20 protein-coding genes are annotated in these 20,676 nt (G+C 68.7%); 7 read left to right on the forward strand and 13 right to left on the reverse strand.

All coding sequences use genetic code 11. From position 1 onward, the window contains the following. The first annotated feature begins 427 nt into the window (after nucleotides 1-427). Complete coding sequence (locus NX068_RS11800; RefSeq protein WP_263461464.1) at nucleotides 428-1,750, forward strand: DEAD/DEAH box helicase; 1,323 nt, start codon at nucleotides 428-430, stop codon at nucleotides 1,748-1,750. A 52-nt stretch (nucleotides 1,751-1,802) separates the two neighbouring features. On the opposite strand, the gene NX068_RS11805 is transcribed toward NX068_RS11800, so the two are convergent. From NX068_RS11805 to NX068_RS11825, 5 genes are all read right to left on the reverse strand, one after another. After that, nucleotides 1,803-2,852 carry a patatin-like phospholipase family protein gene (locus tag NX068_RS11805; protein ID WP_263461465.1) on the reverse strand — a complete coding sequence of 350 codons (1,050 nt, stop codon included), beginning with the start codon at nucleotides 2,850-2,852 and terminating at the stop codon, nucleotides 1,803-1,805. A gap of 121 nt (nucleotides 2,853-2,973) precedes the next feature. Then, a complete protein-coding gene (locus NX068_RS11810; RefSeq protein WP_263461596.1) occupies nucleotides 2,974-3,726 on the reverse strand; it encodes an amino acid ABC transporter ATP-binding protein in 753 nt (250 codons plus the stop codon). 46 nt (nucleotides 3,727-3,772) lie between these two features. Further along, nucleotides 3,773-4,423 (reverse strand): amino acid ABC transporter permease, encoded by a 651-nt coding sequence (locus tag NX068_RS11815; protein WP_263461466.1) that lies wholly within the window; start codon nucleotides 4,421-4,423, stop codon nucleotides 3,773-3,775. A gap of 75 nt (nucleotides 4,424-4,498) precedes the next feature. Beyond that, on the reverse strand, nucleotides 4,499-5,299 hold the full coding sequence (locus NX068_RS11820) for an amino acid ABC transporter substrate-binding protein (protein ID WP_263461467.1): 801 nt from the start codon (nucleotides 5,297-5,299) through the stop codon (nucleotides 4,499-4,501). 144 nt (nucleotides 5,300-5,443) lie between these two features. After that, nucleotides 5,444-6,019, reverse strand: a complete 576-nt coding sequence (locus tag NX068_RS11825; RefSeq protein WP_263461468.1) for a YXWGXW repeat-containing protein — start codon at nucleotides 6,017-6,019, stop codon at nucleotides 5,444-5,446. Nucleotides 6,020-6,207: 188 nt separating this feature from the next. Between NX068_RS11825 and NX068_RS11830 the strand changes: the two genes are divergently transcribed. After that, a complete protein-coding gene (locus NX068_RS11830) occupies nucleotides 6,208-7,203 on the forward strand; it encodes an META domain-containing protein (protein WP_263461469.1) in 996 nt (331 codons plus the stop codon). 48 nt (nucleotides 7,204-7,251) lie between these two features. Here NX068_RS11830 and nusB read toward each other — a convergent pair whose 3' ends face one another. From nusB to cutA, 6 genes are read right to left on the reverse strand one after another with little or no spacing between them, the layout of a single operon-like run. After that, on the reverse strand, nucleotides 7,252-7,740 hold the full coding sequence (gene nusB / locus NX068_RS11835) for a transcription antitermination factor NusB (protein WP_263461470.1): 489 nt from the start codon (nucleotides 7,738-7,740) through the stop codon (nucleotides 7,252-7,254). Continuing rightward, nucleotides 7,737-8,240: a 6,7-dimethyl-8-ribityllumazine synthase gene (gene ribH, locus NX068_RS11840; protein WP_263461471.1), complete on the reverse strand. Its 504-nt coding sequence runs from the start codon at nucleotides 8,238-8,240 to the stop codon at nucleotides 7,737-7,739. Before ribH ends, nusB begins: the two co-directional genes overlap by 4 nt. A 21-nt stretch (nucleotides 8,241-8,261) precedes the next feature. Next, nucleotides 8,262-9,350 carry a bifunctional 3,4-dihydroxy-2-butanone-4-phosphate synthase/GTP cyclohydrolase II gene (gene ribBA / locus NX068_RS11845; RefSeq protein WP_263461472.1) on the reverse strand — a complete coding sequence of 363 codons (1,089 nt, stop codon included), beginning with the start codon at nucleotides 9,348-9,350 and terminating at the stop codon, nucleotides 8,262-8,264. Between the two features lie 59 nt (nucleotides 9,351-9,409). Further along, on the reverse strand, nucleotides 9,410-10,021 hold the full coding sequence (locus NX068_RS11850) for a riboflavin synthase (protein WP_263461473.1): 612 nt from the start codon (nucleotides 10,019-10,021) through the stop codon (nucleotides 9,410-9,412). 60 nt (nucleotides 10,022-10,081) lie between these two features. Continuing rightward, nucleotides 10,082-11,920: a protein-disulfide reductase DsbD gene (dsbD, locus tag NX068_RS11855; RefSeq protein WP_263461597.1), complete on the reverse strand. Its 1,839-nt coding sequence runs from the start codon at nucleotides 11,918-11,920 to the stop codon at nucleotides 10,082-10,084. Nucleotides 11,921-11,978: 58 nt separating this feature from the next. Continuing rightward, on the reverse strand, nucleotides 11,979-12,314 hold the full coding sequence (gene cutA, locus NX068_RS11860; protein WP_263461474.1) for a divalent-cation tolerance protein CutA: 336 nt from the start codon (nucleotides 12,312-12,314) through the stop codon (nucleotides 11,979-11,981). Nucleotides 12,315-12,473: 159 nt separating this feature from the next. Between cutA and NX068_RS11865 the strand changes: the two genes are divergently transcribed. The 5 genes from NX068_RS11865 (at nucleotide 12,474) to NX068_RS11885 (ending at nucleotide 18,385) form a co-directional block, all read left to right on the forward strand. Further along, complete coding sequence (locus tag NX068_RS11865; protein ID WP_263461475.1) at nucleotides 12,474-13,520, forward strand: porin; 1,047 nt, start codon at nucleotides 12,474-12,476, stop codon at nucleotides 13,518-13,520. Nucleotides 13,521-13,671: 151 nt separating this feature from the next. Continuing rightward, the gene (locus tag NX068_RS11870; RefSeq protein WP_263461476.1) at nucleotides 13,672-14,961 is read left to right on the forward strand and encodes an ATP citrate lyase citrate-binding domain-containing protein; all 1,290 of its coding nucleotides are present in this window, start codon (nucleotides 13,672-13,674) and stop codon (nucleotides 14,959-14,961) included. Nucleotides 14,962-15,004: 43 nt separating this feature from the next. Continuing rightward, the gene (locus NX068_RS11875) at nucleotides 15,005-17,707 is read left to right on the forward strand and encodes a CoA-binding protein (RefSeq protein ID WP_263461477.1); all 2,703 of its coding nucleotides are present in this window, start codon (nucleotides 15,005-15,007) and stop codon (nucleotides 17,705-17,707) included. A gap of 27 nt (nucleotides 17,708-17,734) precedes the next feature. After that, complete coding sequence (locus NX068_RS11880) at nucleotides 17,735-17,920, forward strand: hypothetical protein (RefSeq protein ID WP_263461478.1); 186 nt, start codon at nucleotides 17,735-17,737, stop codon at nucleotides 17,918-17,920. A gap of 15 nt (nucleotides 17,921-17,935) precedes the next feature. Further along, nucleotides 17,936-18,385, forward strand: coding sequence for an acyl-CoA thioesterase (locus tag NX068_RS11885; protein ID WP_263461479.1), 450 nt, complete (start codon nucleotides 17,936-17,938; stop codon nucleotides 18,383-18,385). 28 nt (nucleotides 18,386-18,413) lie between these two features. Here the strand turns inward: NX068_RS11885 and NX068_RS11890 are convergent, their stop codons facing one another. Then, a complete protein-coding gene (locus tag NX068_RS11890; RefSeq protein WP_263461480.1) occupies nucleotides 18,414-19,481 on the reverse strand; it encodes an AbrB family transcriptional regulator in 1,068 nt (355 codons plus the stop codon). 45 nt (nucleotides 19,482-19,526) lie between these two features. After that, nucleotides 19,527-20,600 carry an ABC transporter substrate-binding protein gene (locus NX068_RS11895; protein ID WP_263461481.1) on the reverse strand — a complete coding sequence of 358 codons (1,074 nt, stop codon included), beginning with the start codon at nucleotides 20,598-20,600 and terminating at the stop codon, nucleotides 19,527-19,529. Nucleotides 20,601-20,676: the final 76 nt, after the last annotated feature.

The raw sequence follows: 20,676 nt of genomic DNA on the forward strand, positions 1-20,676 counted from the left end.
GCTTTCCCTGTCAAGCACTTTCACCGCTTTTGGGCGACAGCGGCGAAGAAAAGCGCTATACTTCGCCGCGTTGTGCAATGCAGCAGCAGGGCCATGGAGCTTTTCGGTGCGGACGAGGGTGCCCGCCGACCTGGCCCGAGGGACTGTAACCACAGCCCCATCGCCCCCGACCTCCCGCCGAATTTCCATTCGTTCTTCCGATCGTCTGGCATCGTGACAACCGGTTGGTGCCGATGCGCGGTCCTTGCGGCCTCCGGCCGTCGAGACCAGCCACGCCCATCGCGTATTCGTTGCCCTTGCGACTCCGCTCCCGTTCCAGCCAGGCTGGCACGGTGCGGCGCGATGCCTTGAGCTTCCCTGCCGGGAAGCCCGAATCCGTGCGGCCTTCGCCAGATCGAGGCCGGCACGCCAGACACAGGACAAGAACATGAATTTCCACGACCTCGGCCTCGCCGCAGAACTTCTCCAGGCCGTCGAGCAGACCGGCTACACGACGCCGACGCCGGTGCAGATGCAGGCCATTCCGGCTGCCATCGCCGGCCGCGACCTGCTGGTTTCCAGCCACACCGGCAGCGGCAAGACCGCTGCCTTCACGCTGCCGGCCTTGCACCGCATCATCGACCGCCGCCCGGCGCAGGGCAGCGGCCCGCGCGTGCTGGTGCTGACGCCGACCCGCGAGCTCGCACTGCAGGTCGAGAAAGCCGTGCAGACCTACGGCAAGGCGCTGCGTTGGCTGCGGACCGCCTGCCTCGTCGGCGGCGCGCCGATGTTCGCCCAGGTCAAGCAGCTGCAGCGCCAGTGCGACGTCGTTGTCGCCACCCCGGGACGCCTGCTCGACCATCTGAACCGCCGCAAGCTCAAGCTCTCCGACGTCGAAGTGCTGATCCTCGACGAAGCCGACCGCATGCTCGACATGGGCTTCGCCGAAGACATCGACGCCATCGTCGCCGCCACTCCAGCCAAGCGCCAGACCCTGCTGTTCTCGGCCACGCTCGACGGCGTCGTCGGCAGCATGGCCGAGCGCATGACGCGCGAGCCGCAACGCATCGAGATCGAAGTCGCCAAGGAAGACCGCGGCCAGATCGAGCAGCGCCTGATGTTCGCCGACGACATCGGCCACAAGAACCGCCTGCTCGAAGCCCTGCTTGGCGACGACAGCCTGCAGCAGGCGGTGGTGTTCACCGCCACCAAGAAGAGCGCCGACGAACTGTCGCTGTCGCTGCAGGAAAAGGGCATCGCCGCGGCCGCGCTGCACGGCGACATGCACCAGACCCAGCGCAACCGCACGCTGGACCGCCTGCGCCAGGGCCGCATCGGCGTGCTGGTGGCGACCGACGTCGCCGCGCGCGGCATCGACGTCGCCGGCATCAGCCATGTCATCAACTTCGATCCGCCGCGCCAGGCCGAAGACTATGTGCACCGCATCGGTCGCACCGGCCGCGCCGGCCGCGACGGCGTCGCGATCACGCTGTCGGGGCCGCGCGAAACCGGCCTGATCCGTGCCATCGAGCGCTTCACCGGTGGCCGCCTCGCGGTGCACACCATCCCCGGCATGGAGCCGGCGCCGCGCCGCCCGTCCGGCCCGCGTCCGGGCGGCAACGGTGGCCGCCGTTTCGGCAACGGCGGCGGCTACGGCCGTCCGGGTGGCGACAGCCGCCGCAGCGCAGGCGGTTATGGCCGTGGTGACGGCCATGCTTCGCGCAACGAGCGCAGCCATGGCGGCCGTTTCGACCGCGGTTCGCGCGGCTGAGCTTACGCCTTGGCTGACTCGACGCGCCGGTGACCCGAGCCGGCGCGGCGCTTCAGGCGAACAACGCCTCCAGGTTCACCGACTCGCGCCGGCCGACGTCTCGCCGGTGGCGGCGCAACCACTCATCGGCCCGAGCGCGGCCGAGTTCGCGCAGGTGTAGCAGGAAGCGGGTAGAGGCGTTGAGCTTGCTGTCGCTACCGATTGCGCCCAGTTCTCTGGCATCGATGAGATGGAAGCGCAGGCGCATCAGCTTGCGCTCCAGCCGTCCACGCGGCAGCCAGCGGCTCGCTTCGCTGGCATAGCTGCGGGCGTGCGCGATCATCCGCATCTCGCGCAGGAAAGTGGTGGAAAAACCCAGCTCCAGGCTGCGCGCGGCGATGTCCGCGGCGCTGCGCGGCGCCTCGTCATGCACCAGCGGATTCAGCAGCACGAGCAGGACGTCCGGCGTCGTGCATTCGTACATCAGCGGATAGATCGCCGGGTTGGCGGTGAAACCGCCGTCCCAGTAGTGCTCGCCGTCGATCTCGACCGCGTGGTGCAGCGTGGGCAGGCAGGCCGAAGCCAGCAGCGCATCCTCGCTCAGCTCGCGGGTACGGAACAGGCGGATCTTGCCGGTGCGCACCTCGGTGGCTGCGATGAAAAGCTTCAGCGGGCAGCTTCGCCGCAGGCGCTCGAAGTCGAACTGGGCGCGCACCACGTCGCGCAGCGGATTGAGCTCGAAAGGGTTGAGCTGGTAGGGTGAGAACAGCCGCGACAGACCCAGCATCATGTTCATCGGCGCCGGCAGGCCACCGTCCTGCGCCGGACTCAGGCTGTGCATCAGATCGAGATGGAAGGGCGTGCTGTCGCCTACCGCCATCCAGAACGCTTCCAGCGCGGCGCGCGCGCCTTCGGCGGCGCCGGCGGTCCAGCCCTGCGCCAGCGCCACCGCATTCATCGCGCCGGCACTGGTACCGCTGACGCCGTCCAGCCGCCAGTCGTCTTCCAGCAGCCGGTCCAGCACGCCCCAGGTATAGGCGCCGTGCGCACCGCCGCCCTGCAGGGCGAGGCTGAGGGGAGGGGCCGGATCGCTGCGCCCGGCCCGCAATAGTTTGCCGAACATGAACACTCTCCCGGGCGATGGTTGACAGGGGATGTGTAAATTGCGCAGTGCACAATTTACACCATTACCATCGACCGCGGCAGGTTTTGCGCAGGAGCAAACACACTGTTGCAGTGTTCGCTTACAGCATGCTCTCCAGAAACGCCCGCGTGCGCGGATGCTGCGGATTGGCGAAGAACGCTGCCGAAGGCTGCGATTCGATCAACTTGCCGCCATCCATGAAGGCCACGCGGCTGGCGACTTCGCGCGCGAAACCCATTTCGTGCGTGACCACCAGCATCGTCATGTGCTCGTCGGCGAGCTGGCGCATGGTGCGCAGCACTTCGCCGGTCAGCTCGGGGTCGAGCGCCGAGGTCGGCTCGTCGAACAGCATGATGTCGGGCGCCATCGCCAGCGCGCGGGCAATGGCGACGCGCTGCTTCTGGCCGCCGGACAGGCGCGAGGGGTAGGCGTCGCGCTTGTCGAGCAGGCCGACCTTCTTCAGCAGCTCCTCGGCCTTGGGCAGGATCGCCTCGCGCTTCATGCCCTTGACGGTGACCGGTGCCTCGATCACGTTCTGCAGCACGGTCAGGTGCGGGAACAGGTTGAAGTGCTGGAATACCATGCCCATGCGCGCGCAGATGCGGCGTACTTCGGTATCGGCGACGTAGCGGGCGCGGCCGTGGGCATCATTGGCGACAAGGGTGTCGCCTTCGATGTCGATGCGGCCGGCGTCGATGGTCTCGAGATGGTTCAGGCAGCGCAGGAAAGTGCTCTTGCCCGAGCCGGAGGGGCCGATCACCGCGATCACTTCACCCTTGGCCAGCGTCAGCGACACGCCCTTGAGCACTTCGTGGCTGCCGAAGCGCTTGTGGATGTCGTCGGCGAGAATCATCGGGCTTGTCATCGGACTTGCTGCCGAACTGGCGATGGATGCAGCCTCAGTCATAGACGGCATGGCGTTTCTCCAGGCGCTGGAAGAACCAGGTCAGCACCAGGGTCATGAGCAGGTAGAAGGCGGCGGCGACCACGAAGGGGGTGATCGTGAAGTCGCGCTGGACGATGCCGCGCGCGGCGCGCAGCAGGTCGTTGAGGGCGAGCACGTAGATCAGCGAAGTGTCCTTTACCAGGGTGATGGTCTCGTTGCTCATCGGCGGCAGGATGCGCTTAACCACCTGCGGCAGCACGATGCGGCGCATGGTCTGGCCGTAGGAGAAGCCGAGTACCTTGGCGCCTTCGTACTGGCCGCGGTCGATGGACTGGATGCCGGCGCGGAAGATCTCGGCGAAGTAGGCGGCGTAGTTGAGTGCGAAGGCCACGATCGCCGCCGGGAAGTCAGGCAGGCGGATGCCGATCACCGGCACGAAGGGCAGTGCGAAGTAGATGAACAGCAGTTGCAGCATCAGCGGCGTGCCGCGCATCAGCCAGATGTAGCCATTGACCGCCTGGCTGGCGACGGTGAAGCGCGAGATGCGGATCAGCGCCAGCGCCAGCCCGAGCGGCACCGCCAGCGCCAGCGTGATGAAGAACAGCTTGAGGGTGACCAGCGAGCCTTCGGCAAGCGGTCCGATGATGCTGAGTACGTAGTCCATGCGGCCTGCCCGTCCGCCGGGCCGCGTTGCGGGCCCGGCGGGGTCGAAGAAGGAAAGGGACGGGGCGACCGGGACTTACTTGATGATGTCCTTGCCGAACCATTCGTTCGAGATGCGGGCGGCGCTGCCGTCGGCCTTCATCTCGTCCATCGCCTTCTGCAGCTGGGCCAGCAGCTCGGTGTCGTCCTTGCGGGTACCGACGCCGAATTCCTCGGTGCCGAAGTGCTCGTCCAGCACCACGTAGTCGTCCGGCTTCTTCGAGGTGTAGTAGCGGCCGACGACTTCGTCCAGCACCACCGCGTCGAGGCGGCCGGTGGCGAGGTCCATCAGCGCGGTGACGTTGTCGCCGAAGCGCTTCAGCTCCTTGAAGGAGCCGGAGATCGGGTCCTTCTGCACGGCGTCGATTGCGCTGCTGCCGTCCTGGATGCCGATGACCTTGCCGGCGAGTTCGGCCTTGGCCTTGATCGGCGACTTGGCCGGCACCACGATGATCTGGTGGTTTTCCATGTAGGGCGTGGTGAAGCCGATGTTCTTGCGCCGCTCTTCGGTGATCGTCAGGCCGTTCCACAGCGCATCGACGCGCTTGCCGTTCAGTTCGGCTTCCTTGGCGCTCCAGTCGATCGGCTTGAACTCGACGTCTACGCCGAGGCGCTTGGCGGCCTCGCGCGCCAGGTCGATGTCGAAGCCGACCAGTTCGTTCTTCTCGTTGCGGAAGCCCATCGGCGGGAAGTTGTCGTCGAGGCCGACGACGATCTTCGCCGGTACGGCGGCTGCCGCGCCGGATTGTGCAGCCGGGGTGGCGTCGTTGTTGCCACAGCCGCCCAGCAGGGCACCGGCGGTGAGGGAGAGCATCAGCAGCGAGGAGAATTTCTTCATGGTCTTGCCCGAAAGAGTGATCGAGGGCGCACAGAAGCCTTGCACGCCGCGATTCGGCGCCCGCGCGGCGGGCGCCGAAGGCGTGATTTTCGCCGTGATGCGGCGGGGGATCAACCGGCTGAAGCAGGGATCTCGCCGGCGGGCTCAGCGGCGATCAATGTGGAGCGAGGGCCGCTGCCTGTCGCCGGGCCTGGCGCGCTGGCTGCGATCGTCCTTGCCGCGGCGGGAATCCGGCTGTGCCCGCGTGTCGCGCTCGTCTTTGCGCGCCTCGAAGGATGGCCGGCGATTCTCGCCGAAGCCGGGACGATCCGGGCGGGCGCCGTGGTCGATGCGCGGCTTGGGCGGCGGCCGCAGGCGGGGCGGCTCGCGGCCGCCGCGGTGGTGGTCGATGCGGTCCCGGCCGGCCTGCCATTGCGGGTGCGTCGGCGGCCGTGGATGCCGGGCGGGCGGCGCCCAGTAGCCGGGCACCCAGTCGTGGCGGGCGCCGATGCGGTTCCAGTGGCCGCCGATCCAGACATGGCCCGGGCCGGGCCACGGCCCCCGGTGCTCGATACGCGGCGCGGGTGTGACGATGATGGCGGTGCGGTCGTGATAATGGCTGCCGTAACCGCCATAGGCATGGCCGCCGTAGACGTAGCTGCGCTCGTGGGGGGCGACGGTACAGCCGGCCAGCGACAGCATCAGCGTGGCGGCCAGCATCATGGGCCATGGGGGTTTCATCGTCGGCGTCCTTCGTCCGGGCCAGGGGGTGCGCAGTATTGACAGGCTGATGGTGGAAGAAATCCCGTGTTCCGCGCGGTCGGCAAGGTAATCAGTTGTAAGGTGGGCGGCGGTGCGGCGGGTGCCCTGCATCAGAATGGCGCCTGCCGCCGCGGCAAGGCGGTTTTCACCCGAATGAGGAATGTCCGATGAGTCTGGCCCGAAAAGTGTCTGTCTGTGTGCTGTCGTCGCTGTCCGTGAGCGCTTGCGGTCTGTTCGGCGACAAGGCCGAAACCGCCGGGCCGCTGGAGCCGGCGCCTGCGGTCCAGCGCATGGCGGCGGCGACTTCGCAGGAGGAGAGCTGGCGCTGCGGCGACACGGTCGTGATACTGCGGCGCCTGGGCGACGGCGCCAGCCTCAACGCCGGTGGCCGGAGCTGGGCCTTGCGCCAGGAAATCGCCGCCTCGGGGGTGAAGCTGGTGGCGGTGGACGACGAGCGCACGGTGTTCTGGAGCAAGGGCGATGCCGCGATGCTGGAACTGGCCGGCGTGAGCCAGCCCGAGTGCCGACTGGTCGTCGAGGATCGCCTGTTCCGCGCCGTCGGCAATGAACCCTCCTGGCGCCTGGACGTGACGACCAGGGCGCTGGTCCTGCTGACCGATTGGGGCGAGACGCGCGTGGTCGCGCCGGGGCCGCTGGTCGAGGAGGCGGGCGGGGTGCGCCATTACCGCGCCGACACGCTCGACGGCGAACTGTCGGCCACCGTGGTCGATCGCCTGTGCGTGGACAGCATGAGCGGCATGCCGCATCCGGCGGCGGTCGAAGTGAATTGGCAGGGACAGCTCCTGAAAGGCTGCGGCGGCGATCCGGCGCAACTGTTGCAGGGTGAGCCGTGGCAGGTGGTGGAGATCGACGGCCGGCGCGTCGGCGATCCGTTGCGGGTGACGCTGGTCTTCGGCGAAGGCGGCAGCCTGGCCGGCATCGCCGCCTGCAACCGCTACCAGGGCCGCTACACGCTGTCGGGCGAAGGTCTGCGGCTGTCGGAGCTGGGCGGGACCAAGATGGCCTGCGAACAGGCGCTGATGGACGAGGAGCAGCGTTTCCGGGCGGCGCTCGGCGGCGTGGATGGCTTCGGCATCGCCGCCGATGGCAGCCTGGAGCTGAAGTCCGCCGAGCGTGCGGTCGTGCGCGCCCGGCGAGATTGAAGGCGGCAGCGGCGACAGCAGTGCCGGAGACCGCTCCTGCGAACCGCGTCAGCCGCGGTTCGCGCGGGCCGCTTCGACTTCCTCGGGGCGCAGCCGGGCGGCGGTCTTGTCCAGCACGCCGTTGACGAACTTGTGGCCGTCGGTGCCGCCGTAGCCCTTGGCCAGTTCGATCGCTTCGTTGATCACCACGCGGTAGGGCGTTTCGATGTTGTGGCGCAGCTCGTGGGTGCCGAGCAGCAGGATGGCGTGCTCGATCGGCGACAGCTCGACCACCGGGCGCGACAGCAGCGGTTCGAAGCAGGTGCGCAGTTCGTCGGCGCTGTCGATCGCGCCGCGCAGCAGGCTGACGAAGAGTTCGCGGTCGGTCTTGTCCAGGTGCTCGTTCTCGGCTTCGAGGTGGCGCTGCACGGTCGCTGCGGTGTTGCCCGACAGCAGCCACTGATACACGCCCTGCAGGGCCAGCGCGCGGGCGCGGCGGCGCGCCATCTTGCTCGTCGGATTGGGCGCGGCCGGCCGGGTGTCGTCGATGTCGCTCATCTCACCACCTTCAGCAGATTGACCATCTCCACCGCGGCGCGGGCGCAGTCGGCGCCTTTCTCGCTCATGCGGGCGATGGCCTGGTCGTCGTCCTCGGTCGTCAGCACGCCGTTGGCGACCGGGATGCCGGCATCGAGGCCGACGCGGGTGACGCCGGCGCCCATTTCGTTGGAGACCAGCTCGAAGTGGTAGGTCTCGCCGCGGATCACCGCGCCGAGCGCCACCAGCGCATCGTACCGGCCGCTCTTCGCCATCGTCTGCAGTACCAGCGGGATTTCCAGCGCGCCGGGCACGGTGACGATGCGGATGTCGCCGCGGGCGACGCCGAGCCGGAGCAATTCGTCGGTGCAGGCCGACAGCAGGCCTTCGCAGATGTCGAGGTTGAAGCGCGCCATGACGATGCCGACGCGCACGCCGCTGCCGTCGAAGCTGGGGTCGATCTCGTCGATGCCGTCATAGCGGGCGCCCTGGCGGGCGTTTTCGGATTGGTTGCGTTGCATGCGGATTTCTCTTGGGTGCGGTCAGTTCTTGTCGACGAAGCCGGTGATCTCCAGCCCGAAACCGGCCATGCTCGGAATCTTGCGCGGGCTGGCCAGCAGCCGCATCCTGCCGACGTTCAGCGCGCGCAGGATCTGGGCGCCGACGCCGAACAGGCGCGGGTCCCATTTCGTCGGCCGGTCCTGGCCGCCGTTCAGGCTGGCGAGCAGTTCGCGGCCGGACATCGGCCGGTAGAGCAGCACGATCACGCCGGCTTCGGCCGCGGCCAGCGCGGCGAGCGACTCATTGACCGGGAAGCTGTGGTGATTGCTGCTGGAGTCGAGGAAATCCACCACCGAGATCGGCTCGTGCACCCGCACCAGGGTTTCGCGCTCCGGTGCGATGTCGCCGCGCGACAGGGCGAAATGGACGTCGCCCGAGGTCTTGTCCTCGAAGGCGGACAGCGTGAAGCGGCCGTGGGCGGTATCGACTTCCTTGTCGCAGACCTTCTCGATCAGGTGTTCGGTGGCGGCGCGGTATTCGATCAGGTCGCGGATGGCGCCGATCTTCAGGCCGTGCGTCTTGCCGAACTCGACGAGATCGGGCAGGCGGGCCATGGTGCCGTCGTCCTTGAGGATCTCGCAGATCACCGCGGCAGGCTCCAGTCCGGCGAGCTGGGCGAGGTCGCAGCCGGCTTCGGTGTGGCCGGCGCGGATCAGCACGCCGCCCTTCTGCGCGGTGAGCGGGAAGATGTGGCCCGGCATCACGATGTCTTCGGGCCTGGCGTGGCGGGCGACCGCGACCTGCACGGTGCGCGCGCGGTCGTGGGCCGAAATGCCGGTGGTGACGCCGGTGGCGGCCTCGATCGAGGCGGTGAAGGCGGTGCCGTGCGGCGTGCGGTTGTCGCGCACCATCTGCTCGAGGCCGAGCTGGCGGCAGCGTTCGTCGGTCAGCGTCAGGCAGACCAGGCCGCGGCAGTGCGTGACCATGAAATTGATCGCTTCGGGGGTCACGAACTCCGCGGCGAGGACGACGTCGCCCTCGTTCTCGCGGTCTTCCTCGTCGACCAGGATGACCATCCGGCCGGCCTTGATGTCGGCGATGATCTCGGTAATCGGCGCAAGTGCGCTCATGCTGTGTCCTTTGTTCGTGCCTTGCCGGCGTTTGGCGCGGCGCATGTGTTCGTTGTTGCTCAGCCCTGGGCAGCGTCTTCGCTGCGCCAGGCGAGCATGCGCTCGACGTAGCGCGCGATCAGGTCGATTTCCAGGTTGACCCGGCTGCCCGCGGCCAGATGCTTCAGGTTGGTCATCGCCACTGTGTGCGGGATCAGGTTGATCGAGAAGTCGCGCCGTTCGACGCGGTTCACCGTCAGGCTGACGCCGTTGACGGTGATCGAGCCCTTCTTGGCGATGTAGCCGGCGATCGCCGCGGGCGCGCGGATCACCAGTTCGTGGCTCTCGCCCAGCGGTTCGAATTTCAGCACTTCGCCGACGCCGTCCACATGGCCGGTGACCAGGTGGCCGCCGAGGCGGTCGGCCAGGCGCAATGCCTTTTCCAGGTTCACTTCGTTGCCGACGGCGTCCAGGCCGACGGTGCAGTTCAGCGTCTCGCGCGAAACGTCGTACTTCAGCCTGGGGCCGTCCATCTCGATCACGGTCAGGCACACGCCGCTGTGCGCGATGCTGTCGCCGACGATGACGTCGGACAGGTCCAGGCCGTTGGTATCGACGGTGAGGCGGATGCCGTCCGCGAGCGGCTCGATGTGTTCGATGCGGCCGACGGCCGCGACGATGCCGGAGAACATGAAAGGTCTGACGCGAAAGGGGAAAGGCGGGATTGTAGGGTAAAAACCCCGGCCTCGCTGCTACAGCGCCCGATCCAGCACGGTCGCGAAGGGTTCGGCCTTCATGAAGCCGACCACGCGCAGGCCCTTGCGCTCCTGGCCCCCGGCGTCGAAGAAGATGATGCCCGGCGGACCGAACAGGCCGAAGCGCTTCAGCAGCGCCTTGTGCTCGTCGCTGTTGGCGGTGACGTCGGCCTTCAGCAGCAGCATCCGGCCCATGCGCTCGGCGACGGCGGCGTCGGTGAAGGTGAAGCGTTCCATTTCCTTGCACGACACGCACCAGTCGGCATAGAAGTCGAGCATCACCGGGCGGTCGGTGGTCGCCAGGCGGGCGTCGAGCTCGGCGATGGAATCGACCTTCTCGAACGGCGGCAGGCTGACCGGCGCCGCGGCTTCGGCGCGCAGCACCGCCAGCGGCTGCAGCGGGTCGCGCGAGCCGGCCAGGGCGCCGATCAGCATCGCCGCGCCGGACAGCAGCAACAGCACGCCGACGCCTTTCCAGAAGCGCTGCCAGCCCCTGGCGTTGTGCGGCAGCGGGTCGATCGCGTGCAGGAAGATGGCCGAGAACAGCAGCAGCGCCGCCCAGCCCAGCATCATGGCCAGCGGCGGGATCACCGGCGTCAGCATCCACAGCGCCACCGCCAGCAGCATCACGCCGAAAGCCTTCTTGACGCCTTCCATCCACGGCCCGACCTTGGGCAGCAGGCTGCGCGAGGCCACGCCCACCAGCAGCAGCGGCGCGCCCATGCCCAGCGCCATCACGAACAGCGCCCAGCCGCCCAGCACCGCGTCGCCGGTCTGGGCGATGTAGAGCAGGGCGCCGGCCAGCGGCGCGGCGACGCAGGGGCCGACGATCAGCGCCGACAGCGCGCCCATGATGGTGACGCCACCGAGGTTGCCGCCCTTGCTGTGGCTCGCGCTGTCGGCCAGCCGGCTCTGCAAGGCGGTCGGCAGCTGCAGTTCGTAGAAGCCGAACATCGACAGCGACAGCAGCACGAACAGCAGCGCGAAGGCCGACAGCACCCAGACGTTCTGCAAGGCCGCGGTCAGCATCGTGCCCGACAGGCCGGCGGCGACGCCGGCCAGCGCGTAGGTCGCCGCCATGCCCAGCACGTAGGCCAGCGACAGCACGAAGGCGCGCGCGTGCGAGACCTTGTGGCCCTGGCCGACGATGATGCCGGACAGGATCGGAATCATCGGGAAAGTGCAGGGCGTGAAGGCCAGCAGCAGGCCGAAGCCGAAGAAGCTCAGCAGGACCAGCGGCAGGCTGGCGCCCGACAGCAGGCGGGCGATGTCGCCGGTTTCGTCGCCGGAGACGGTCGTGCCGGTGGTGGATTCACCGGCTGCCGAAGCCGTGGTGCCGCCGAAGCCGCCGTTGAGCACATTGCCGAGGAAGCCGCTGCCGCTCTTCTGCGGCGGTGCGTCGAGGTCGATCGCCGCGAGTTGCGTCGTCGGCGGGTAGCAGATGCCGCCGTCCCAGCAGCCCTGGCTGGTGGCGACCAGCTCGAAGCGCCTCGTGCCTTCGGGCACCGCCGTCACCGGCAGCAGGATGCGCAGCTCGCCGCGGTGGGTCTCGACGTTGCCGAAGAAATCGTCCTTGTGCCATTTGCCGGCCGGTTTCACCGGCGGGCCGAATTCGACGCCGGCGGGTTCGGACTCGAAACGGAACTTGTCGCCGTACAGGTAGTAGTCCTTCGCCACCTGGAACACCACTTCCACCGTCTGCGGATCCAATGCCTGGGCGCGCAGGGCGAAGGCCTTCTCGGGCTCGATCGGATTGGCCTGGGCGTGGCCGGGCAACGACAGGCCGGACAGCAGCAGGCCGGCAAGCAGCGAAAGCAGGATCAGCAGGCGGTGCATCGTGTTCTTCTGGAGCGGCGGGTGGAAGGGCAGCGTGGAGGCAATTGCGAAGCGGGCTTCAGGCATCGGCAGCGGTTTCGGCCGCGATCCAGTCGAGGTAGCCCGGCAGGCCCAGCACCACAGGGACCGCGACGATCTCGGGAAGTTCGTAGGGGTGGCGGGCGCGGATGGCCGTTTCCAGCGCGGCATAGCGTGCGCGCGTGGCCTTGATCAGCAAGGGTACTTCGGCTGCCGTCTCGAGTTCGCCCTGCCAGCGATACACCGAGGTGCAGGGCGCCAGGATATTCACGCAGGCGGCCAGCCGCTGCTCGACCAGCGCCGCGGCGAGCGCACGGGCGCTGTCGCCATCGGGCAGGTTGGTGAGGACGAGAAGAGTGTCGGGGGTGTCGGCCATGTCGGGCTCCGTGTCGCAGTGGGCGATTGTCCCAGAGCCGGCGGCTGTTTGGGCTGTCGCGGATCAAGCGAAAGCCGATTGAAAGGGATGGCATTGCAATATGTGCCGCGTGCCATTCCCGCGTGGCGCGAATAACTCGACAAGATCACGGAGACATTCATGAACCGCTTCACCCGGATGGCCACGCTGGCCACTCTCGCTTCGGCTGCCGCTTTCCCGTGTGCCGCCCAGTCCAACGTCACTATATATGGCCTGCTCGACGTCAACCTCGGCTACGAGCGCTCCGGCGATCTCCGCCACAAGGGGGTGGACCACGGCGAACTGAACGGCACGCGCATCGGCTTTCGCGGCACCGAGAACCTGGGCAATGGCATGAAGGCCTTGTTCGTGCTGGAAAGCGGCTTCGACATCTCGAACGGCCAGCGCGAGCAGGGGGGACGGCATTTCGGCCGCCAGGCTTTCGTCGGCCTCGAAGGCGGCCTGGGGCGGCTCACGCTCGGCCGCCAGTATTCGCCCGCCTTCGTCGCGATCGATCCCTTCGATGCCACCGGCAGCGCCGACCGCAGTGTCGGCCTGCTGTCGCGCAAGGCGGGTGCGGTGAAACCGGCCTACGAAGTGCGCTTCGACAACATGGTCAAGTACCGCTCGCCCAAGCTCGCCGGCTTCGAGCTCGATGCCGGCTACTGGTTCGGCAGGGAGGAAGGTTCGGACTCCAGCGCGCGCAAGCAGGGCGACGGCCACGGCATCGCCCTGCTCTACGCCAACGGCCCGTTCTCCGGCTCGCTGGTCACGCAGACGGTGCAGCAGGACGCCACCGGCGGCAAGGTGCGAACCAACGGCTTCGGGCTGGCGTATGACTTCGGGCCGGTCAAGGCCTACTTCGCCTGGACCCAGGATCGCGAGCGCGGCACGGTCGGCTCGGGCAAGGCGCGCACCTTCGACGTGGGTGCCGAGATCAGGGCCGGTGCCAGCGGCACGGTGGCGCTGACCTACGCCGACCGCGACGAATCCGACGGCGCGGCGGGGCAGGATGCGCACGGCTGGTCCGCCTACTACATGCACGACCTGTCCAAGCGCACGACGCTGTATGCCGGCTACTCGCGCCTCAGCAACGAAAGCGGCGCCAGCTACGCGATCGGCAACATCAGGCCGGAAGCGGGCGATTCGCACCGCGTGCTGCTGGCGGGCGTGCGCCACCGTTTCTGAGCGCCGCGGCCGCGGCAAGCACGCCGATCCCGAGCCCTGCGATGGTGCGGCAGTCCAGCCGCGCCATCGCAGGGCCTCGGCGGGGCGAAAGCGTTCCGAAAGCCATTCGTTCTAGTTTTGGCGGACAACACATACAGAGGAGACAGCCACCATGAATGTCAACGGCATGAAGTATGGCGCGCACCTGCTGCGCTTCGCCGACTTTCCCACTCCGGAGATACTGGGCTCCGATGCCAGCGAGGAAGAGATCCGCGATCTCATCGAGCGTCACGGCGCAGTGTTCGTGAAGCCCGTGTTCAAGGGCGGGGTCGGCAAGAAGGGCAAGGCCGGCCTGATCGGCCGTGCCAAGGATCTGAAGACCGCGCTGGCCGAGAAGGAGCGCCTGTACTTCGTCGAGCATCGCCACGGCAACCAGGTGTCGAAGTCCAATGGCGTCACTTTCGAGGCTGCGGTGCCGGCCGAGCACGAGATCTACTTCTCGATCACCGATTCGACCGAATTCCGCGCGCCGACGATGACGCTGACCCACATGGGCGGCATGGACATCGAGGAACTGGACAAGTCGCTGGTCGCCCGCGTCCCCTTCGATCCGCTCACCGGCCTGAAGGCTTTCGTCGTCGCCAACGCGCTCGCCGACATCGGCGCGCCCAAGCAGGTGATCTCACCGCTGGTGCAGCATCTGCCGCGCCTGTGGGAGCTGTACCACGACTTCGGCATGACGACGCTCGAGCTCAACCCGATCCGCATGCGCCCGGATCGCCGCGGCCGGCTCACGCCGGTGGCCTGCGACTTCAAATGCGGCTTCGACCGCGACGATCCGCGCTGGCACCGCCTGAACCTGCCGCTCCACCTGTTCGCCACCGACTACTCGGATTTCGAGCAGGAGATCAACCAGCTGCGCACCCACCAGGGCCAGAGCGACGTATACGTCATCAACGAGGGCGGCACGATCCTGGCGCCCACCTTCGGCGGCGGCGCCAACTCGCTCGTCACCGAGATGCTCGGCGACGACGCCATCATCTCCTCGGACTTCGGCGGCAACCCGCCTTACGAGAAGATGAAGACGGTGGCCTCGATCTGCTTCAAGCACTGGCTGCGCCAGTCCAACGTGCTCTTCATCATCGGCGGCAAATCCAACAACACCGACATCTTCGAGACCTTCCGGGCGATGTCCGACGCGCTGCGCGAGCACTTCGCCAGCCATGGGCCGACGCCGCTCTACGTCGTCGCCGGGCGCGGCGGCCCCAACCTCGTGCGCGGCCTGGGCGTGCTGCGCGACACCTGCGAAGCGCTCGGCCTGCCCTATCGGCTGTTCGGCTTCGATTCGGCGATGAGCGAAGTCGTCGACTACGCGCGCGAGGCCAACGAATGGATGAAGGCGGGCGGGCGCGACGCCGTCGCCCAGCGGCTGCGCATCGCCCCCGCGGCGAGCGCTGCCTGAGCGCGGCCACCCCCCGGCACGGACAAGAACACAGGAGACAGCCATGTATCGGCAAGGTGCAGGTGATTTCAAGTATTACGTCGGCATCAACTCGCTGGCGCAGATCGCAACGCGGCACGACCGCGTCTGCGTGCTCAACATTCTCGGCGGCGAATCGAGCGAAGTGACGCCGGTCGGCCACGCGTGGTCGGGCGGCAACGTCGTGTTCGGCACTTCGCCGGGGCGGCGCGGCCAGGTGCTGGAGACGCCGATCGGGAACATCCCGGTCTACAACAGCGTGCGCGAAGGCCTCGACGACGGCCACCGCTTCAACTGCGGCGTGGTGTACCTGCCGCCCGCGGCGGCGCGCGACGGCGTCGCCGAGCTGATCCGGGTCAACCCGGAACTGAAGAAGATCTTCATCATCACCGAGAAGATCGCGGTGCACGATGCGCGCGAGATCCGCGCCATGGGCCAGCAGCACGGCATCGACATCTTCGGCGCCAACTGCCTCGGCGTGGCCGACGCCTGGAACCAGGTGCGCATCGGCGGCGCGCTCGGCGGCGACAACCCCTCGGATACGCTGCGCCGCGGCTCGATCGCGGTGCTGTCGAACTCGGGCGGCTTCACCACCACCATCGCCCAGTACCTGCGCATGGCCGGCTGGGGCACGACGACGCTGGTCTCGAGCGGCAAGGACGTCTATATCCACTATGCCGCGCCCGAGTTCGCCTTCGCCCTCGCCAACGATGCGCGCAGCAAGGCCGCCGTGCTGTATTGCGAACCCGGCGGCTATTACGAGCGCGATGCCGAGTTCACCAAGCCGGTCGTGGCCTGCGTCGTCGGCCGCTGGAAGAGCAAGCTCACGCGCGCCGTCGGCCATGCCGGGGCGATGGCCGGCGGCGAGGACGACGCCGCGGCGAAAGAGCGCTGGTTCATGGACAAGTTCGGCGTCGATGGCATCTATACGCCCGAGCGGCCGGTGTTCTCGGCCAAGGGCGCGGTGGTCACCAACATCGCCCACATCCCCGCCGCGCTCACCGCGGTGATGCGCGCCAATGCCACGCTGCCCGATTTCGAGCCGGAAGGCACGATGGAGCTGAAGCCCTGGTTCGGCTCCGGCATGGGCCTCAGCCTGCCGCCGCAGCTCGACGTGCCGGTGGTCGAGGCGATGGCGCCCTACGGCAGCCAGATCGCCGCGCTCGCCAAGCAGGTGGGCGCCGTGTTCCCGCGCGCGTCGATGAAGGACACCTCCGGTGCTTCGCAGCTCGACCCGGCGACCCAGGTCGCCAGCCTGCACGGCATGCGCGTGCTCGACGCCGCAGGCCTGCCGCTGGAAGCGAACGTCGCCCTCGCGCTGCTGCACGAGCCCGGCGGCGACAACGACCGCAAGCTCGTCGCCGTCGCCGTCGGCGCCTGCCTGAACCTGCACGGCGATCCCGCGCTCGCCGCGGCCGAGGCGGCGCGTGCCGCCGGCAGCGCGCCCAACGCGGTGCTCGCCGCTGCGCTCACGATCGCCGGCCCGCGCCGGGCCGAAACTGCCCGCAACATCGCCGCCGCCTTCGTCGAGCGCTTCGCCGCCGCGGGCCTGCGCGATGCGCTCAGCGCCGACTTCGACTGCAGCGCGCTCGCCGACGACGCCGAATTCACCGCACTGGTGCGTGCGCCGTCCGCCGACGCGCGCGCCGAGGCGATGCTTGCCGGGCTGGCCGCGCGCGGTGCGCAGTCGGCGTTCGTGCGCTTCCTGCAGCAGCTCGACGGACCGGTCAGCGCCGACGCGGTGCTCGCCGCGATCACGACGACGCTCGGCTGGGGGCCGCTGATGCGCAAGCGCGTGTCGCGCCTGACGGTCGAGTGCCTGCCGTGGTGGATGCAGCTGATCGGCGCCATGATCGGCGCTTCGGCGCCGGCGGCCGCGCACGAAGCGGGCAGCTTCTGCGGCGTCGGCGAAGCCGAACTGCTCGGCGAAGCCTCGCTGACCGAGCTCGCCTGCCGCGCGCTGCTCGGGCGGGCGCCGGCGGAGGCCGATCTGTTCGCCCTCCAGACCCTGATCGGCATCATGCTCACCAACGGCCCCGGCACGATTTCCGCCCAGGGCGCCAAGGGTGCGGTGTCGGCCGACGGACCGGAAGTGCCGCAGCGCGTGCAGCTCAACAAGGCGCTCGTCGGTTTCCTGAGCCACACCGGCTATGCCCACGGCGGCAACGGCTTCGAAGGTGTGCAGTTCCTGATCGAGCAGTTCCGCGACACCGGCCTCGACGATCCGGCAGCGGCGAACGGCATCGACGTCGCGGCGCTGGCGCGGCGCTGCGCCGAGGACTACGCGAACTACAAGGCCGCGCGCCGCGCGGCGGGCAGTGCCGAGCTGCGCAAGATCCCCGGCGTCAATCACCCGGTGTTCAAGGACCGGCCGGTCAACCTCGACCCGCGCGAAGTCTTCATCCGCGAGCTGATGTCCGCGCGCGGCGAGGCCAACGTCTTCCACGACTTCTACCATGCGCTGGTGCACGCGCTGCACGAAGCCGGGGTGTCGCGCACGGTGTACTGCGTCAACATCGACGCGGTGATCGCCGCGCTGCTGCTGCGCCTGACCTGGCAGCCGTGGCGCGCCGGGGAGGTCGGCGAAGCCGCGCTCGAATCGGCGGCGTTCACCCTGTTCCTGTATGCGCGCATGCTCGGCTGCGCCGCCGAGATCGACGATCACCTGAACCGCGGGCGCAACATGGATACGCGCACGCCCGCGTCGAAGTGCCGCTTCGTCAGTTGAGCCGCCACGCCCGGAGGCGGAAATGCCATGAATCGCAGGGACCTGGCAAGGGCTGCGCCGGGTTTCGGCAGCACCGCCATGCTCCCTGCCGGGCTCAGGGCGTGCGCGGCCGCCACCCGCAGTGGTGGCGGCCGCGTGGCGGCGGGCGACATTCATGCCCATGTGTTCCATCGCAGCCTGCCCTTCCTGCCCAGGCAGCGCTGCACACCTTGAGCTTCCATTGCCGACATGCACGACGCTTCCCCCAACCCCGAGCTTCCCAGGCCCCGCGGCGAGCCCGCGATCCGGACCATCGCCATGCCCGCCGACGCCAACCCCGCCGGTGACATCTTCGGCGGCTGGCTGATGGCGCAGATGGACCTTGCCGCCGGCAACGTCGCCGCGCGCCGCGCGCGCAGCCGCTGTGCCACCGTATCGGTGGATCGCATCACTTTCCTGCGTCCGGTATTCATCGGCGACGAGGTCAGCCTGCACGCCGAGATCGTGCGCGTCGGCCGCAGCTCGATGACGATCGAAGTCGAAGCCTGGCGGCGTTCGCGCGACGGCGAGGAGCAGGTCAAGGTCACCGACGCGAGCTTCGTTTTCGTTGCCCTCGACCAGGGCGGGCGGCCGCGCCTGATTTCACCCGCGGCCGGCGATCCGGCGGCCGGCGATCCGGCGCCGGGCGGGCGCGGCTAGGCCGGCGTCGCCGCGGCCCGGGCGATGCTCAGGCCGCGACCAGGCGGCGGAACAGCGCGAAGCTCCATTGCGCCGCCAGCGTCAGCACGACGACGCGCAGCACGTGGCAGACGGTGATCAGCGGCACGCCGAGCTGCAGCACCTTGGCCGTGATGCACATCTCGGCCACGCCGCCCGGTGCGGCGGCGAGCGCCAGCGTCGCCAGCGGAACTTCCGTGAGCGCGCCGAACAGCGCGGCGAGCGCGAAGCAGAGCACGATCGATAGCGCCGCCGACAGCGCGGCCACGGCCATGAAGCGCGGTGCGGCGCGGAAGAACTCGCGCGAGAAGCGGCAGCCGAGGGAGCAGCCGATCAGCAACTGGCCGCCATTGACGATCCAGGCCGGCAGTGCCGACAGTTCGATGCCGGAACCGGTGGCGAGCGCGACGCCGAGCAGCGCGCCGAGCACCCAGCCGTTGGCGAGGCGCAGTACGCGGAACAGCGCCACGCCGGCCAGGCCGGCGGCGGCCAGCAGGGGCAGGCGTGCCATGTCCACCTCGCGCATCAGCGGGGTGTATTGGCCCGTGCCATGGACGCCGGAGACGCTCAGCGCAATCGGCACCACCGATACCACCATCATCACGCGCAGCGCGTGCGCGGCCGCGATGCGGTCGACTGCGCCGCCGAAGCGGTCGGCCAGCGTCGCCATTTCCGAAGCGCCGCCGGGCAGCGAGGCGAAGAAGGCGGTCGGCGTGTCGACGCCGGCAAAGCGCCGCGTGAACATCGCGCAGACGAAGCCGATCGCGAGCGCGGCGAACGCCACCGTCGTCACCAGCACCGTGTGCTCGGTGAGTTCGGCGAGGACCGCGGGGCTGAAATAGAGGCCGAGCGCGGTGCCGATGGCCCATTGCCCGGCCTGGCGCCCGCCCGGCAGCGGGCGTAGCGGCAGGTCGGCCATGCGCAGGCCGGCGACGGCGAACAGCGGACCGATCATCCACGGCAGCGGCAGCGTCGCGGCCTGGGCGAGCCAGCCGGCGATGGTGGCGATGACGAGGGTGGGGACGATGCGGCGCCAGTCGGCGAAGGTCGAAGAGAGCGGGCGGCGTGGCAGGGGCATGGAAGGGGGCAGGGGACGTGCCTGTGGCGATCGGTGGTGGCGTGTTCAGAGCGGGGAGCGCGTCGCTTCCGCCCACTGGCGCAGGAAGGCCCGCTGCTTGGCCTGATCCTGATAGGCGAGCAGGCCGGGGCCGATCGCGATCGGCCGGAAGGCGTGGCTCAGCCGCGCGCGCAGCATTGCCGTCGCGGTGTCGGCGTTGTTGTCGGTACGGATCGAGAACAGCCCCAGGTTCTTCACCAGCAGGGCCTGGCCGTGTACGGACAGCGTGTGGTCCAGCCACAGGCGGGCCGCCGGCGGATTGCGTGCGTCGCGCATGATGAAGGCGACGCGCGACAGCACCAGCGTGTAGTCGCGCGGCCAGATCACGCCCAGCGCGGAGTCCTGCTGGGCGCGCTTGCTGGCATAGGAGCCGAGCACGTTGTAGGCGATCCTCACCTTGCCGGCGGCGACGCGGTCGAGCATGTCCTCGGTCGAGACGTGGCGCTCCAGGCCCAGCGCGCCCATCTGCTCGGCCAACCTCCAGAAGGCGGTGGGATTCGCCTGTGCGTCCTGCGTATGCAGCAGCAGCCCGAGGCCGGAGCGTTCCGGGTCGTAGCTGGCGATGCGGTGGCGGAAGCGCTCGGGCTGGTCGTCGAGCAGACGGATCAGGGCGCTGTGGGTGTCGGGTGCTTCCTCGGCAGAGAGTGCGCGCCGGTCATAGACGATCGCGGCCGGTTCGTAGGTGGTGCCGAAGGCCTCGCTCTTCCACGAGGCCCAGGCCGGCAGCGCCGCGGTCTGCGCTGAACGGTAGGGCTGGGCGTAGCCGTCGTTGACCAACTTCAACTGCAGGTCCATCGCCGAACTCCAGGCGACGTCGGCATACGGCGTGCCGGCGGCGGCCTCGGCGACGATGCGGTGATACAGCTCGGTCGAGTTCATGTCGTGATATTCGACCCGGATACCCGGATGGCTGGCCTCGAAATCGTCGATCAGCGGCTGGACGATGCTCTGGTCGGTATTGGCATAAACGACGACCCTGGCCTCGCGCTGCGCTCGCGGCGGCGGCTCCTGCGCAGGCGTGCTGCCGCACGCCAGGCCGAGCAGGATCGCAAGCGTCCGGCGTATTCGAGGTTTGTCCATTTTTGTGCGTCGGGTCGATTGGCCCTGTTGCCATTTTGGGTCAATATTCCCACATCCGGCTTTCTGCTCACTTTCA

It is taken from the genome of Thauera carbonicopians, from assembly GCF_025699485.1.
Lineage (GTDB): Bacteria > Pseudomonadota > Gammaproteobacteria > Burkholderiales > Rhodocyclaceae > Thauera.

Bases quoted from the DNA above. Each gene is read 5' to 3' on its own strand.
- NX068_RS11800 (WP_263461464.1), top strand. From the start codon at position 428: ATGAATTTCCACGACCTCGGCCTCGCCGCAGAACTTCTCCAGGCCGTC.
- NX068_RS11805 (WP_263461465.1), bottom strand. From the start codon at position 2,852: ATGTTCGGCAAACTATTGCGGGCCGGGCGCAGCGATCCGGCCCCTCCC.
- NX068_RS11810 (WP_263461596.1), bottom strand. From the start codon at position 3,726: ATGATTCTCGCCGACGACATCCACAAGCGCTTCGGCAGCCACGAAGTG.
- NX068_RS11815 (WP_263461466.1), bottom strand. From the start codon at position 4,423: ATGGACTACGTACTCAGCATCATCGGACCGCTTGCCGAAGGCTCGCTG.
- NX068_RS11820 (WP_263461467.1), bottom strand. From the start codon at position 5,299: ATGAAGAAATTCTCCTCGCTGCTGATGCTCTCCCTCACCGCCGGTGCC.
- NX068_RS11825 (WP_263461468.1), bottom strand. From the start codon at position 6,019: ATGAAACCCCCATGGCCCATGATGCTGGCCGCCACGCTGATGCTGTCG.
- NX068_RS11830 (WP_263461469.1), top strand. From the start codon at position 6,208: ATGAGTCTGGCCCGAAAAGTGTCTGTCTGTGTGCTGTCGTCGCTGTCC.
- nusB (WP_263461470.1), bottom strand. From the start codon at position 7,740: ATGAGCGACATCGACGACACCCGGCCGGCCGCGCCCAATCCGACGAGC.
- ribH (WP_263461471.1), bottom strand. From the start codon at position 8,240: ATGCAACGCAACCAATCCGAAAACGCCCGCCAGGGCGCCCGCTATGAC.
- ribBA (WP_263461472.1), bottom strand. From the start codon at position 9,350: ATGAGCGCACTTGCGCCGATTACCGAGATCATCGCCGACATCAAGGCC.
- NX068_RS11850 (WP_263461473.1), bottom strand. From the start codon at position 10,021: ATGTTCTCCGGCATCGTCGCGGCCGTCGGCCGCATCGAACACATCGAG.
- dsbD (WP_263461597.1), bottom strand. From the start codon at position 11,920: ATGCACCGCCTGCTGATCCTGCTTTCGCTGCTTGCCGGCCTGCTGCTG.
- cutA (WP_263461474.1), bottom strand. From the start codon at position 12,314: ATGGCCGACACCCCCGACACTCTTCTCGTCCTCACCAACCTGCCCGAT.
- NX068_RS11865 (WP_263461475.1), top strand. From the start codon at position 12,474: ATGAACCGCTTCACCCGGATGGCCACGCTGGCCACTCTCGCTTCGGCT.
- NX068_RS11870 (WP_263461476.1), top strand. From the start codon at position 13,672: ATGAATGTCAACGGCATGAAGTATGGCGCGCACCTGCTGCGCTTCGCC.
- NX068_RS11875 (WP_263461477.1), top strand. From the start codon at position 15,005: ATGTATCGGCAAGGTGCAGGTGATTTCAAGTATTACGTCGGCATCAAC.
- NX068_RS11880 (WP_263461478.1), top strand. From the start codon at position 17,735: ATGAATCGCAGGGACCTGGCAAGGGCTGCGCCGGGTTTCGGCAGCACC.
- NX068_RS11885 (WP_263461479.1), top strand. From the start codon at position 17,936: ATGCACGACGCTTCCCCCAACCCCGAGCTTCCCAGGCCCCGCGGCGAG.
- NX068_RS11890 (WP_263461480.1), bottom strand. From the start codon at position 19,481: ATGCCCCTGCCACGCCGCCCGCTCTCTTCGACCTTCGCCGACTGGCGC.
- NX068_RS11895 (WP_263461481.1), bottom strand. From the start codon at position 20,600: ATGGACAAACCTCGAATACGCCGGACGCTTGCGATCCTGCTCGGCCTG.